Below are 14266 nucleotides of genomic sequence, written 5' to 3' on the forward strand. Positions count from 1 at the left end.
GTGGATACTTTTGCAAAAGTTGAATTAACACAAGATTTAGTCGAATCAAGCTTTCCGCTCGCCGACCTCAATACGCTACTTACCTCCCTATCTGATTATTTTGAGGTACCAATAACTTTAGTCACTGTAATCGAAGGGCAATGGCAACATCTGATCGCCAGACATGGGATCCTAGCCGACAAGACACCGGAGCAAGATGCTTTTTGTAAGAGCTTAATCAAACATAACAAGTCTTTACTTGTTCCAGATACCGCCATGGATGAAAATTATGCCAATAACCCGCTCGTGACTGGCGAGCCCTACATTCGCTCATACTTGGGCGTACCTTTTCGACTCGACGGCAAGCCAATCGGTGGCGTATGTTTAATCGATACCAAACCGAAAACCTATGCCGAGCGAGATGTTCATTTACTCGAGACGATCAGCGGTCTTATCACCAATATTTTAGAGCTACAAAAAAACTATTCATTATACCTTGAAGATCAAGAGTTAATCCGTTTTTCACCAATCGTGTTAATTAAGTGGAAGTATAATAATGGGCTGCGCATTCGTACGGTTTCTCCGAATATTGAACGCGTAATTGGTATTGACGCTTTCCACTTATGCTCCGGAGAATTGCATTTTGAAGACTTACTCACCGAGCCAAGTGTTGAGAAATTTCATTTTAATTTACAAAACCACTTGGATGGTTTAGAAGCGTCTGAAATTTTGCTAGAGATGGCATTAGACTCAAAACAGATCTGGATCCGTATGATCACCGTGGCGCATTTTAACCACGACGGCAGAATGACAAGCATTCAGGCTTTTATTACAGAAAATACTGCGCAAAAGTACACCGAAGACAAACTCAATGAGACGAACCGACAGATGCGCCTGTTGCTCGAAGCCTCGGAGCTAGGTACATGGGATTGGAATATTCCGGCAGATATCAATAAAGTTAATAAAAAGTGGTGTGATATGCTTGGAATTGAATTTGAATACGTTGAGACCAGCGTTAATTACTTCCGCCAACTTATTCATCCAGCCGATCGTAGTCACGTAGAAAGAGACCTAGCCAAGCACCTACAAGGGTTAACCGACGCCTACACCACTTCCTATAGAATGAAACATGCCGATGGCCACTGGGTATGGATTGAAACCTATGGCAAAGTGGTTGAACGCGATAATAGCGGCAGAGCACTGCGCCTTGCTGGTACTCACCGGGATATTACCTACCGGATGGAAGCACAGTTGCAAGAGCGTAAACAAAAACAATTACTGTCTTTTATCAGTAAAGCACAGTCAGCCTATTTAAAGACAGGTGATCTGTCTAAATCATGCCGTGAAATTCTAGAAGAGCTCATCGACATTGCGGATAGCCAATTTGCGCTGATCGGCGAGCTTGAGCATACCGCCGGTGTACCAAGGCTCTTTATTCATGCCATTTCAGAAATGCAGTGGAATGATTTAAGCTCTCAATTGGTACAGAGATATTATGATAACGATCTCTATTTTACTGACTTTAATAATCTGTTCGGATCAGTGATCCTGACGGGAAAAACAGTCATTAGTAATGAACGAGGCAAGCACCCGGCATCGAAAGGCACACCAAAAGGACACCCAAGGATCTCTAAATTTTTGGGGCTGCCGATAAAGCTCAATGGCGAATTGGTCGGTATGATTGGACTTGCGAATAAGTTTTTTGACTATACCGAAGAAGATGCAAAATTCTTACAACCATTAGTCGATTCTCTAGCTGGTTTATACTATGCGGTTAAACTCGATAAAGAACGTCAAGAAGCAGAAAACAAACTGCTTGAACTTGCAATGACCGACACCTTATCAGGCCTGCCCAACCGACGTGCCTTTATGGAAAAAGCCGCAGAAGTTGGTGAGATATCCTTCCCCTATTTAATTGGTATGGTAGATATCGATAACTTTAAATCAATTAATGATACCTACGGTCATGATGCTGGTGACAAAGCCATTAAGCTGATTGCTTACACCATAAAGGATGCGCTACGCAGTGATGATTTTACCGCGCGAATGGGAGGTGAGGAGTTTGCATTTGTATTGCTTGATGCCACACATGGATCATCTAGCGCATTGATTGAGACTATCAGAGAATCTATATCCAACTTGGAAATTACACTGTCAGAAGAAGAGAAAATACATCTCACGGTCAGCATTGGTGTAAAAGCGGTACTTCCCGAGATGGAAAAAATGTCTATTACAGGACATTTAAATGATGCTGATAAAGCTTTGTATGAGGCTAAACATACTGGCAAAAATAAAGTAGTTTGGTTCGAATAGCAAAATATTTCATATTGCTTGATATACTTTAATTTCGCGTCAGACATAAAAATGGAAAAATGATGAAACCGCTCTCACGTAACCTAGCTGCACTTGGATTTTTAGTCACTTCATCTGTAGCTTATGCCGATTATACTGCTGAGTTAGAAATTGACAGAATGCAGGACACACCGTTTAAAGAGTGTAGCGACTACACTTTTCGCCAAGTTATGAATAATTTTTTTACCGAACTCACTTGGGATTATCTCACAAGCGATTGGGGCAGAAACTACATAAATATTGATGGTTATGTAGAAGAAGAAGGCGAAAAGTTTGATTTTCTTCTTCAATACGAAGTCAAATCTGATGGGACGTTTGAATTTAACGCAATGGAGTTCTTAGGAAAAGCAAAAGACGACTCGTTTATTATCATGATGCTCGACAAGATTTGCTATCATTCAACCGGTGATTAACGCTTCAACTCGAAGCGCTAATGTGCTTCTAAACTTAGTCTACTGTAACTTTGCACTGGATGGGCTGTTGATAATAACCCCAAGTTAATATTGCTACATTACTTTGTACTTTAAGGTGATAATCGCCACCGCGGTAATGAGTATCGCTGGCGGAGTTATCGATGAACATCAGCTTTTCACTGTCATTAAATTCTGCGACCATGCTTAGTGGCTGAGTATCATAGTAAAAAACGGATAATAACTTATCGTTACAGAGATACGTCGTATGCCCGGAGCTAGTTACTAATGCAAAACGAGCCTCAAGCTCGGCGATACGGTTAATATACGACTGCTTCAAGCAATGCGTGCTATCGCTAGATTTCCAACACGCATTACGCCCTTTTATCCACCCTCTTTGCTCGGCTTGAAGCTGCTTCGAATGCGGCTCTTTTACAATTTTTTCATACACAGAATTGAGCCTGCTATCCAGTCGAGACAACACCGCACTATCACAAATAACGGCTTCCATGCTTCCAGCTCTTACCTCGTTACAAGCGAATGAAGGCGTATGTAGGGTATGTTGTTTTAAGTGCTCGTCAATATAGCGACACCAATCCTGCGTGCTACGGTCGGGCTTATCCGAGTAACTTCTTACACCAAGTTTAAACTCAATGACCGATTGCCATTCTTGGCTGCCAAGATCAGGACCATGCCCGCTACCATCACCACTTATTAAAAGGTCATCGACCTCTGTCATCCACTGCTCGCCACAGTGAAACGCTTCAACGTTCAATTGCTCAGTGGGTGTTAAAACTGCCCTAGTTTGTGGCGCACATCCAAATAGAGTGATGGCTATAACCACAGCCAATCCATGATAAAAAGTTCGAGTTAATATGGTCGCTTTCAAGCTAATTTCCTTTTAATCGTGTAGCAAGAGTTGCGCTTACCCCAACAGTAACGCTATGAAAAACATTGAGTTATTGTCATCGGCACATCCGCTAGAGTCACTTCTTGACTGTGAGCATTTAACTTAATGGCCTCTTTTGGCATTCCAAATACAATGCTAGAGCTTTCATCTTGTGCATAAGTCTTCGCTCCTGATTTCTTCATTTCTAACAAACCAAATGCACCATCTGCGCCCATTCCAGTTAATATAAATCCGACCGCATTGCTTCTAACTTGCTTCGCAACAGATTGAAATAATACATTGACCGAAGGCTTATGGCGCTGCACTGGCGGCCCATCTTTGAGCTGAGTGTAATAGAATGCACCACGACGAACAAGCTGAAGGTGGTGGCTGCCTGGCGCGATGTACACATGGTTAGCCAATACGCGTTCGTTATGCTCAGCTTCTTTAATCTTTAATTTTGAAATATCATTTAGCCTTTGAGCAAAGGCTTTAGTGAAGTTGGCTGGCATATGTTGTACCACCACAATACCAGGCAATTCGGGTTCTAGTTGACTAAATATGTATTCAAGTGCTTGCGTCCCCCCCGTCGAAGTGCCGATGGCTACCACTTTATCAGTGGTATTAATGGCAAGGTTGGTATTGCTCATTGCGACATTGATAGCAGGCGCTCGGCTGATGTCTTCCGTAGAGGACTTTGGTCTGTAGAATTTCGCTTGCTTAACTACTTTAATAAATTGCTCGCGTTTAGACTCAAGAAATGATTTTAAGCCACACTCAGGTTTAGTTAAGATTTCAAATGCCCCAAGGGAGAGTGCCTCTACAGATAATTGAGCTCCTGTGGTTGTTAGTGATGAACAAATGATCACGGGGATGGGTTTATTGCCCATGAGCCAGCGTAAAAAGGTAATGCCATCCATCTGTGGCATTTCAATATCAAGAATAATAACATCTGGCGGCTCTGCCAACACACTCGGCTGCGCCAAGATTGGGTTACTGAACACCTTAGTCACGCAGATTTCAGGCGAATACTCCAACATCGCAGTGACCGTTTGTCTTACTACAGCAGAGTCATCGATTATATAGACGGAAATTTTATTCGACATCAGGTTGCTCTCCTACTAGATAACGCAACATGAAAACGGTCTACCCGGCAAGAGCCATCCTTGAGATCCACTTGAATTCTCCGATAATAAGGGCCACCAACATCACGCGCAATAAGCCTAAATCCATAATCGTCAATCAGCTTATGACTCATTTCGATGTTTCGCATGCCAACAGTCTCTGAACAAGACGTTTTGAACATCTCTCCACCACCAAAAAGCTTAATCTCCACACAATCCTCAGCGATACTAAACCGCTTTAAATATTGGCGAACCAACGAAAAAGTCTTATCGACATATTTAGCGGGCTCATCGTCATTCGGCTTTTCTGTGGTTGGCAATAGCATATGACTGACAACAACTAGTTGATGCTGCTTAGACACTAAAACAAATGAAACACAGGACCCCAGCAAGGTATTGAGCGTTGCTGGACGAAATGACTCAATTGCCAAACTACCCGGCTGCAAAAATATTGATTCAACGTCTCTGTTTGGCATCAACATTTTGCATACACCGCAGGGGCGATTGACTCAAATTTGTCATACACGCCATTTAAGCTCTCGGAGTGTCCTAAAAACAAAAAGCCTTGCTTCGGCATCGCCCTATAAATATTCTCGAGGATTTTTACCTTTTCGTCTTTTTCAAAATAAATCAGTGCGTTACGGAGGAATATTATGTCAGCTTTACCACCGATATAAGGCACAAGTAGATTATTTTTGAAAAAATTAACCTTATGATAGAGCTCATCATTCACCATGATATAGCCGGTCTTCTCTCCGACGCCATTTAAACAGTATTTCCTTAGATATTCGTCAGGAATGTTTTTAGCACGATGTAAGGGGTAAATTGCCTTTTTCGCTAAATCCAGCATCCGCTCAGAAATATCACTGGCACGCACCACCCAATTCCCGTGGCCATAATGCTCCTGTGTGCACATGGCCAAGGTGTATGCCTCTTCGCCAGACGAGCAAGCCGCACACCAAATATCTGGTGCAGACTTTTGGTAGTACGTGGTAAACAGTTCTCCTAACTTCTCAAAGTGTTTACGTTCTCTGAAGAAATAGGTTTCATTGGTAGTCAGCAAGTCGATGCACATGTTTCGCTCACCTTTGTTATTGGGTATTTTTAGATACTCAATGTACTCGCCATAACTACTTAATCCTAAAATCCTCAGTCTTTGATTTAGCCGTCCACAGACTAAGTTCTTTTTATGATCCCTAAGATGTATTCCTGATTCGGCTTTGAAGAAGTCAGCAATACAGGTAAATTCTTGATCGCTAATAAAGTCCCCAATCATGTGGCACCTCCTCAGAACTGTTCAAAGTGCTCTTTTGAGCGAGCTTGCCCAGCACTAACTTCTTTTCGCTCGGCGACGGGTTTTGCTTCTGTTTGCGGTTTTCCTCCTTCTAATACTCGCATTTTGCTTTGGCTTTCAATGTCTCCGATTTTAAAATAGGCGACGAGTTGGGTAAGCGTCTCTGCTTGACTGGACATTTCTTCCGCGGTAGCTGCTAGTTCTTCTGACGATGACGCATTTTGCTGCGTTAGCTGGGTGATTTGATTCATCGAGTCGTTGATTTGGCCAACACCCGCAGCTTGTTCGTCTGACGCTGCGGAGATCTCTTGTACTAAATCAGAGGTTTTACCAATCGCAGGTACGATTTCAGCAAGTAGACTACCAGCTCGCTCGGCTTTGCTGACTGAGCCAGATGCTAACTGAGATATTTCCTGCGCTGCAAATTGAGATCGCTCAGCAAGCTTTCTGACTTCTGCAGCCACCACAGCAAACCCTTTACCATGCTCTCCAGCTCGAGCCGCTTCTATGGCAGCGTTGAGTGCCAACAGATTCGTTTGATAAGCAATGTCATCAACAATACCTATCTTAGAAGCAATTTGTTTCATGGCCGATACGGTCTCTTCCACGGCGCTACCGCCTTCTTGTGCTTCACCTGCCGCTTTAGATGCCATACCGTCAGTGATTTTAGAGTTTTCTGCATTTTGTGCAATGGATGCCGTCATTTGCTCTACAGAGGCTGATGTCTCTTCAACTGATGAGGCTTGTTCGCTTGCACTTTGTGCCAGTGACTGGGCTGTAGAGGAGACTTCGGTCGATGCCTGTGCTAGCGATTCTGAGTTAGAACGAACATCACAAATAATGCGACTTAAACTGGAGATTGTACTATTTACGCTTTGTTTCAACTCGTCATAGACACCTGAATAGCTTCCTGCAATCTCAACATCAAGGCGGCCTTCTTTTAACCCCTCCATGACGTTAGCAATTTCTTGAATTGGCTTTTCAGTCGCTTCCAATACCTCGTTAAGACCATCAGTCATGGTTTTAAATGCGCCGGCATAGTTTGAGGTATCGGCGCGATTTTGGATGTTTCCTTTGACCGCTTGTGAAACCAACTCGACGATATCGGTCGCTAAGGTATCTAACACATCGGTGAGATTGGCTGTACGTTGCGCCAGCTCACCTAAAAGCCCTTGTGCTTGTACTTTGGGCTTTAATGATAAGTTACCTTCACTCACTGCGTTTAGCACGGCAAAATTGTCCTCAAGTACCGATTCCAGCACTTCCATCGACTTATTATATGCCTCTGCAATTCTGCCTATCGATCCCTCTAATTCATTGGCTTCAATGCGTCTGTCAAATTCCCCGCAAGCTACCGCTTGGAAGGCAACACCAAACTCTTCTTCTAACAAGCGCTCTTTGCGCTTTTCATCAGTTACGTCTTTCCACTCAACCGTAGTAGAAATACGCTTATTGTTTTCATCAAATACAGGGGTGATCATGAGCTCCAAGCTGTGCTCACCAAACCCTAGTCTTGCAACGTGCGTAGAGCTTAAACTCGCTAACATAGTGCGCTGGTGGCTTGGATTACGGTGGAATTGGTCGATACTTCCTCCCACCAGTTTGTCAACGCAAAAGGTAGGTAACGTGCTTTGGATAGCAGTTTCTAACCTGAGTAACATGTCTCGCATGGCGCGATTTATATAAACAATATCGTAATTTTCATCAGCCAGCATAATACAAGCGGTACTGTAATCCATGGCTTGTTTATAAAAATCGCTATTACTTCCAGCGCTCAAACTCGATTGGCTGATTAATTTAGCCACGAAACTACAGTTGGCAATGGGCTGTGCTAATTTCATAATTTCTAATTGATAAGATCCGCTTGGCATATTAACTTTGGTGGCCTTATCTATCAGCTCGGAAAAGTTATTGTGCAACGACAGCATATCAGTAATATATCCACCATCACTTTGTGCGTTATTTGCAATAAGCTGGGTAAATTGATTGCTTTGATGAACAATCCGACCAGCACCATCTAAGAGAGCAGCAAATGTGCCTGTAGTCTCGATAGCCGTTAATTCTGCATTACTTTTAAGCAAACTTAATATATTGGTCGCGAGTGTTTTGGCTTCCCCTTCATATAAAGCAGGGTTTACTTGGGTAAGATCTGAGTGTTCAATCGCGTTTACGACTGCCTTCGACAGTTGATTAACTTGTTTGTCAAAGATTGCTGGTAAAATTCCCATTATGTATCCCCTTATTAAGAGTTAGCTAATTTTCTAGATTCAGGTTCATGAGCAAAATCATGAATAAGCTTTGGCACATCAAGAATGAGCGCAATGTCTCCTGACCCTAAAATACTTGAGCCACTGATCCCCGACATCTTTTCAAATAACGCACCGAGTGGTTTAATGACCGTTTGAAACTCACCTAACAGCTGATCGACGACGATGCCTGCTCGCAACTGGCCGTACTTCACAACGACAATACTTGGTCTGATCTTAGGGTTCGTCGGTAAGTCGAAAATACGACTCAAATGAATAAATGGCAGCACCGTACCGCGTAGATTAATGTAATCGGTTTGACGAGTTGCCCCATTACCAAGCGGAAGTTCAATACACTCTGTAACCATATCGAGTGGAATGACAAACTTAGCATCAGCAACACTCACCATAAAACCATCGATAATGGCCATGGTTAACGGCAGCCTGAGTTGGAAGCACGTACCTTGGTACGCGACAGATTCAACACTCACCGTTCCACGTACCGCTTCAATATTCTTTCTCACCACATCCATGCCAACGCCGCGTCCCGAGATATTTGAAACTTTTTCTGCTGTGGAAAAACCTGGTTCAAAGATTAAGTTAGCGATTTCTTTGTCGGTAAGCTCAGTATCAGGCGAGATCAGATTACGCTGAATTGCCTTTTCCTTAATTTTTTCTTTGTCTAGCCCGCGCCCATCGTCACTGATCTCAATTACGATACTGCCCGAATCATGAAAGGCTTTGAGCGATAAAGTACCGTATTCCGGCTTTCCACTGGCCGCTCGTTGTGCAGGTGGCTCCATACCATGGTCAATGGCATTGCGAACTAAGTGCGTGAGGGGGTCGACTATCTTTTCAACCATTGATTTATCTAGTTCGGTTTCAGCCCCCATAATTTCTAAAGAAACCTGTTTTTCTAACTCCTTTGAGGTGTCTCGCACCACACGGCTAAAGCGATTAAACGTTTCGCCTATCTGTACCATTCTGAGTTGCAGTGTACTGCTTTGCACATCACTAACGAGTTGTTGGATATGTTCAACAATTTCGGTAAGGGCTGAGTCGCGTATCGTTTTGGTGTGATCTTCAAGTGCCGCAGACACAATAACCAGCTCACCAAGTTCATTGACTAACTCATCTAGCTTCTGCGCTGGTATTTTCATCATCCGCTCGGGATTCTTTGGTTTGATTTTGTTATTTTTGGTGGGCTGTTTATCAGTTTTGACAAGTGTTGGTGTTGGCTTATCATCTTCAATTGGGGCTATCTCAATATTTGATTCTGCAGCAATAAACTCAAATGCTTCATCAATATCTTCTCGCGTAGAGTGATGTATCTCTAGCTGCATGCTAAAATGGCATAATTCTAGTTCATCTGGTGTAACCGCGTTAAGCGCAGGTACCTCATCAATTAGCCAATCTACTTCTACCGTACTACCTTTACTTTCGATGTAGCGAATAATCGAGAGCGGATCAAAACCATCCACCATGCAGGCCTTATAAAACTGCGCTGAGACTCGAAAGCTCTGCGTTGTTTCTTGATTTTCGACAAGGGTTTGTTCACTTGAGACTTGGTCTTGCAAACCACTATATGACTTTAAACTTTCTAGCAGCCCAGCTTCGGCATCGGTCAACGCCTGAGGAAAATCATCGTTTGACTCTAAGCACTTAATTAACGCATTTATATGGTCATTACATTCGAGCAAAGTCGAAATCAGTTTTTCGCAAGGATTTAGCGCGTGATCACGAAGAAGCTCCATTGTTGCTTCAACAAAATGCGTAAAATCGACAATATGATCATAGCCAACAACACCGGCTGAGCCTTTTATGGTATGTGCAGCACGAAACGCCTCGTTTATGATCTCATCGTCACTATTTGGCAGTATAGACTCCATTGCCAAGAGGCTTTCTTCAAATTGAAGTACCAACTCCTTGGCTTCTTCAATAAAGACCGCTTGAATTTCGGATAAATCAACCATCTTACCTCCTTTGCGCGCAGTTTGATGCAACTAAGGTATTGAGTAGCCATAAGGCACAAGGTGAGTGATGCGCATCGACACCTATCACAGATAACGGCTTTTCCGTACAACACTGTGCGAGTGCTACAACTAATTGAAAGCCTGCAGCGTCCACCTCCAGCAGCTCGCTAAGGTCAATCGCTACCGCAGTTGTGTCATCGCTTAACATGAGCTGCCATTTTGCTGCCACTTTGCTCACTTCATAAATGGTCAATACTTCTGGCAGCACAATGGTTAAGTTGCTCATATTTATGCTCCTAAGCCAAAATACGTGAAACGGTATTAATCAGCTTTTCGGGTTTAAACGGCTTTATCATCCAAGCCTTTGCTCCCGCTTGCTTACCTTGACTCACGAAATCAGAGCCCGATTCTGTGGTTAGCATCAAAAAAGGCGTAAAGCGATATTGGCCCATTTCTTTCACCTTCTTCAACAAGCTCAGCCCGTCCATGTTTGGCATATTCAAGTCACTGATGATCAGGTTGATTTTGCCTTCATCTAGCTTGTTGATTGCGTCAAGACCATCACAGGCATCAATGACTTCATAACCTTCAGCGAGTAGTGTCATTTTTGCCACCTGACGAATTGAAGCCGAATCATCTACTATCATAATTTTCTTAGTCATAAGACCTCCTAGAAAAATGTTACTTCATCTTCAACATGGTCGTGTTGAGACGTATTTTCAGTGATTGAAACATGACATTCCCTTTCTTCTTTCATGGTGTAAGAGTTGAACATTTCTTGCTGTAATGCAGCCAACCCTTCCTCGCCTAGCTCACCTTCTGTCCTGTAGAGTGAGACTAATGAAGTGAGCCCTTTGCAAATGTGTTCTAGCTTTTGGCTCACTCTATCTTGAAATTGAAAATCGGTTATCGCGTCGTCGACGTTCGCTTTTATCTTGCTTGCGGTATCATCTAATCCATGTACCGATTGCGTCAGCTCATTAGCGACCGTCGCCATCTCATTGAGCACTTTTCGGATATGTAATTCAGCGTCATCCATAAGCGTAACGTCTTGTGCCTGTGATTCGGTGAGCTTTTCAGTGTTGTCAGAAACGGCATTGGTTAAGCCATTCATCTTTTCAATAATAAGCTCTGCAGCTTCTGAGGTAATATCCGAAAGCTCACGCACCCTTTCCGCTACCACGGCAAACCCCCGACCGGCTTCCCCCGCTCTTGCAGCTTCGATTGATGCGTTGAGTGACAATAAAGTGATCTCTTTTGAGATTTTTTGAATGGATTTGGTTTGCTCAGTTAATTCCTTGGCAGCATGGCTTACAGCTTGATTGGAATTAACAACCTCGAGTTTTGAACCAAGAGCCACGCGCAAGCTGTGCAGGACTTCATTGAGTTCTTCTTGACTGTGTTTGGCAAAACAGTGTTCATCATCACCGAAGTTTTTTACTGAGCCTCGTGCCGATTCGATCGTGTTATTTAGTGCCTGTCTTAGCTCTGAAAACTGCAGGGTAAGCCCTGAAACCGAGTCATTACCCAAGGTCTTAATACTGTAGACTTGATTAATAACAGTTTCTAAAATCGCGGCAACAGATTCCGTATTGTGCTGCTCTACCTCGCAATGCTCTTGCATCTCACTCGAATAACTAGCAAATGCCTCACAATCGAGAATGACTTTTGCAGTTAAATGACGCTGCCTTAACGTTACCGCTAAGAGTGCACTGGTGACGAGCACAGAAGATAGCGATAAAATATCAACGCGAACACTGAGTAATAGCGTGAGAGACAATACTAGGCTTAGCAACACCGCAGCGCTAATGTAGTACTTGTAGATTGCCTTTAGCTCATTAATTGGAAGTATCTGCATTATGCTGACTCCCCAAGGTGACTGCTACGCTCACTTAACTCTATTAGCTCAGCCATCTCTTCAACTGAGAGAACTTTTTCAAGGTCTAGCGCGATAAGTAGCTCATCGCCGCGCCTTACCATGGAAGCGATGAAATCAGCTCTGATTTGCGCGCCAAACTGAGGTGAATTGGTTAAATCTTTTGCGTCAACTTCTATGACTTCATTGACGCCGTCAACAATGACACCCATCTCAATGAGGTTGTCAGAAATACTGAATTCACAAATGATAATGCAGGTTCGTCTGCCAACTTCTATTACTTCTCCACAAAGCCGAGCTGACAGATCGATAACGGGTACAACTGAGCCTCTTAAATTAATCACTCCTTTAATGAACTCAGGCATCAAGGGGACTTTTGTCACGGAGCCCAGTTCAATGATCTCTTTTATTGACAGGATCTCAATTGCATAGCAATCCTGTCTTGACTGAAAAGTGAGATATTGCAATGACTGTGTGTTTTCTGTGATCGCTTGCATATTTCGCCCCGTCTCATTTGTCTTATATGTTACTTTAGTCTTGTATTTCTTATCTGTCAAAATTTGAACAATAATTTATATTAACTATTTTTGACCGGTAAAAATGACATTAAAAACAGGTGGTTAGAAACAATTTCGTAGTATTGAGTATTACCGCAGTGACAGATTTATAGTGGATTTTTTGACAACGAAACCTGTGGCAAAAAGCTAAAGCCAACTGATTGAAAACTGGATAATCAGAACAGAAACAATAAGGAAGTACATGAATTGCAAAGAAACGTTAACCTAATGAAGGCTAGTTTTATTATCAACTGGGTTTGATTGATTACTTATCCGTAAATTCGTCGGAGAAATCTGCTTCGCTGAGCTTAGGAAAAGATACCGTAAACGTTGTGCCTACACCGACTTGTGAGTCAACTTGAATGCGACCCTTATGCTTGGAAACGATGCTATATGATAGAGACAGTCCAAGGCCAGTGCCTTGACCAACAGGTTTGGTGGTAAAAAATGGATTAAAAATTTTATTGATGTCCTCAGCTGGGATCCCTTTGCCAGTGTCTTGGATGGCAATAATCACCTCGCTTTGTTTATCTTCGATAGAGATAGTTACCGTACCGCTTGACTCTATAGACTGTGCAGCATTGATGATTAAGTTTAAAAATACCTGATTAATCTGCTGCGGCTGACAATATAGCAACACTTCATCATCAAGGGAGTAAGTTTTGTTGATAACCGCATGATACTTAATTGAGTTGTTTGCTATTTTTAGTGTGCTTTCAATCCCTTTAATGAGATCTGCCTCTTGCCACTCCTGGTTATCAACATGAGAAAACGATTTTAAACTCTCAACTATCTTAGATACTCGGTCCAGCCCTTCTAAACACTCTTGCAGTAATTCAGGTACGTCCTCTTTTAAAAAGTCGATACTATGCTGATTTTGGAGCTGCTGCTCCTGCAGTGCAAGGTCACTGTCGACAAATTTACTAAAATTCGACTCATAAAAAGCGAGCATCGCAAACAGTCCGCTAGCCTGGCCTTCTAAACTTTGAATATTGGAATTCACAAAACCAATTGGATTGTTGATTTCATGCGCCACGCCAGCAGCTAATTGGCCAATAGCTGCCATTTTCTCAGACTGTAGTAATTGGTTTTGTGCAGCTTCTAACTTAAGGTTGAGTGTTTTTAACTCTTGCTTTTCTATTTCTAACGCTTCAGTTAGACGTTTTTGCTCTTGATAATAGCTCGCTAGCTCCGTCACATCTTGTATGATCACGCATACCTTTTTCACTTCTTCAGAATGCTCAAAAATTGGCACATACTGAATGTTCTGATACATTGAAGTTTCATCGCCAGTAACAGGACGGCTGCTGCTAAGTTCAAACACATGAGGACGATGCTCCCAGTAGCTAAAACTTGCTGCTTTTAAAGCAAAAACACTCTTCAATTTCCGCTTAATGATTTTTGCAGCTTCAGGAAATACCTCATCGATGGACATGCCCTCAATATTTTTTGGGGTGTTATCAGGTAGCCGGTTTTTCAAAAATTCATTCGCAAAAACCACCGTATGTGCTTGGTCTAGGACACAAATTCCAACCGGAATATAACGCTGTAATTCGTTAAACACAG

13 protein-coding genes are annotated in these 14266 nt (G+C 42.7%); 2 read left to right on the plus strand and 11 right to left on the minus strand.

Annotation, left to right across the window (positions count from 1 at the left end; all coding sequences use genetic code 11):
- Together A587_RS0109670 and A587_RS0109675 are read left to right on the plus strand one after the other, a co-directional pair.
- Nucleotides 1-2292, plus strand: a complete 2292-nt coding sequence (locus A587_RS0109670) for a sensor domain-containing diguanylate cyclase (RefSeq protein WP_017217414.1) — start codon at nucleotides 1-3, stop codon at nucleotides 2290-2292.
- A gap of 59 nt (nucleotides 2293-2351) precedes the next feature.
- Nucleotides 2352-2744: a hypothetical protein gene (locus A587_RS0109675; RefSeq protein WP_232288044.1), complete on the plus strand. Its 393-nt coding sequence runs from the start codon at nucleotides 2352-2354 to the stop codon at nucleotides 2742-2744.
- A gap of 34 nt (nucleotides 2745-2778) precedes the next feature.
- On the opposite strand, the gene A587_RS0109680 is transcribed toward A587_RS0109675, so the two are convergent.
- The 11 genes from A587_RS0109680 to A587_RS0109730 form a co-directional block, all read right to left on the minus strand.
- Nucleotides 2779-3630: a lysozyme inhibitor LprI family protein gene (locus tag A587_RS0109680; protein ID WP_017217415.1), complete on the minus strand. Its 852-nt coding sequence runs from the start codon at nucleotides 3628-3630 to the stop codon at nucleotides 2779-2781.
- 53 nt (nucleotides 3631-3683) lie between these two features.
- The gene (locus A587_RS0109685) at nucleotides 3684-4736 is read right to left on the minus strand and encodes a protein-glutamate methylesterase/protein-glutamine glutaminase (protein ID WP_017217416.1); all 1053 of its coding nucleotides are present in this window, start codon (nucleotides 4734-4736) and stop codon (nucleotides 3684-3686) included.
- The gene (locus tag A587_RS0109690; protein WP_232288046.1) at nucleotides 4736-5236 is read right to left on the minus strand and encodes a chemotaxis protein CheD; all 501 of its coding nucleotides are present in this window, start codon (nucleotides 5234-5236) and stop codon (nucleotides 4736-4738) included. The genes A587_RS0109685 and A587_RS0109690 overlap by 1 nt, the downstream gene beginning before the upstream one ends.
- Nucleotides 5230-6030, minus strand: a complete 801-nt coding sequence (locus tag A587_RS0109695; protein ID WP_017217418.1) for a CheR family methyltransferase — start codon at nucleotides 6028-6030, stop codon at nucleotides 5230-5232. Before A587_RS0109695 ends, A587_RS0109690 begins: the two co-directional genes overlap by 7 nt.
- An 11-nt stretch (nucleotides 6031-6041) precedes the next feature.
- Nucleotides 6042-8276, minus strand: a complete 2235-nt coding sequence (locus A587_RS0109700; protein WP_017217419.1) for a methyl-accepting chemotaxis protein — start codon at nucleotides 8274-8276, stop codon at nucleotides 6042-6044.
- 14 nt (nucleotides 8277-8290) lie between these two features.
- The gene (locus A587_RS0109705) at nucleotides 8291-10267 is read right to left on the minus strand and encodes a chemotaxis protein CheA (RefSeq protein ID WP_017217420.1); all 1977 of its coding nucleotides are present in this window, start codon (nucleotides 10265-10267) and stop codon (nucleotides 8291-8293) included.
- A gap of 1 nt (nucleotide 10268) precedes the next feature.
- Nucleotides 10269-10553: an STAS domain-containing protein gene (locus tag A587_RS0109710; RefSeq protein WP_017217421.1), complete on the minus strand. Its 285-nt coding sequence runs from the start codon at nucleotides 10551-10553 to the stop codon at nucleotides 10269-10271.
- Nucleotides 10554-10563: 10 nt separating this feature from the next.
- On the minus strand, nucleotides 10564-10929 hold the full coding sequence (locus A587_RS0109715; RefSeq protein WP_010604742.1) for a response regulator: 366 nt from the start codon (nucleotides 10927-10929) through the stop codon (nucleotides 10564-10566).
- Between the two features lie 8 nt (nucleotides 10930-10937).
- Entirely contained in the window at nucleotides 10938-12125 is a 1188-nt protein-coding gene (locus A587_RS0109720; protein ID WP_017217422.1) for a methyl-accepting chemotaxis protein, read from the minus strand.
- Nucleotides 12125-12640 carry a chemotaxis protein CheW gene (locus A587_RS0109725; protein ID WP_017217423.1) on the minus strand — a complete coding sequence of 172 codons (516 nt, stop codon included), beginning with the start codon at nucleotides 12638-12640 and terminating at the stop codon, nucleotides 12125-12127. Before A587_RS0109725 ends, A587_RS0109720 begins: the two co-directional genes overlap by 1 nt.
- Nucleotides 12641-12965: 325 nt before the next feature.
- Nucleotides 12966-14264, minus strand: coding sequence for a sensor histidine kinase (locus A587_RS0109730; protein ID WP_017217424.1), 1299 nt, complete (start codon nucleotides 14262-14264; stop codon nucleotides 12966-12968).
- Between the last annotated feature and the right edge of the window lie 2 nt (nucleotides 14265-14266).

The organism is Pseudoalteromonas sp. NJ631, from assembly GCF_000276645.1.
GTDB lineage: Bacteria > Pseudomonadota > Gammaproteobacteria > Enterobacterales > Alteromonadaceae > Pseudoalteromonas > Pseudoalteromonas piscicida.

Excerpts from the sequence above, each read along its gene's own strand:
- A587_RS0109710 (WP_017217421.1), bottom strand. The coding sequence starts at position 10,553 with ATGAGCAACTTAACCATTGTGCTGCCAGAAGTATTGACCATTTATGAA.
- A587_RS0109720 (WP_017217422.1), bottom strand. The coding sequence starts at position 12,125 with ATGCAGATACTTCCAATTAATGAGCTAAAGGCAATCTACAAGTACTAC.
- A587_RS0109685 (WP_017217416.1), bottom strand. The coding sequence starts at position 4,736 with ATGTCGAATAAAATTTCCGTCTATATAATCGATGACTCTGCTGTAGTA.
- A587_RS0109695 (WP_017217418.1), bottom strand. The coding sequence starts at position 6,030 with ATGATTGGGGACTTTATTAGCGATCAAGAATTTACCTGTATTGCTGAC.
- A587_RS0109715 (WP_010604742.1), bottom strand. The coding sequence starts at position 10,929 with ATGACTAAGAAAATTATGATAGTAGATGATTCGGCTTCAATTCGTCAG.
- A587_RS0109725 (WP_017217423.1), bottom strand. The coding sequence starts at position 12,640 with ATGCAAGCGATCACAGAAAACACACAGTCATTGCAATATCTCACTTTT.
- A587_RS0109690 (WP_232288046.1), bottom strand. The coding sequence starts at position 5,236 with ATGTTGATGCCAAACAGAGACGTTGAATCAATATTTTTGCAGCCGGGT.
- A587_RS0109705 (WP_017217420.1), bottom strand. The coding sequence starts at position 10,267 with ATGGTTGATTTATCCGAAATTCAAGCGGTCTTTATTGAAGAAGCCAAG.
- A587_RS0109675 (WP_232288044.1), top strand. The coding sequence starts at position 2,352 with ATGATGAAACCGCTCTCACGTAACCTAGCTGCACTTGGATTTTTAGTC.
- A587_RS0109700 (WP_017217419.1), bottom strand. The coding sequence starts at position 8,276 with ATGGGAATTTTACCAGCAATCTTTGACAAACAAGTTAATCAACTGTCG.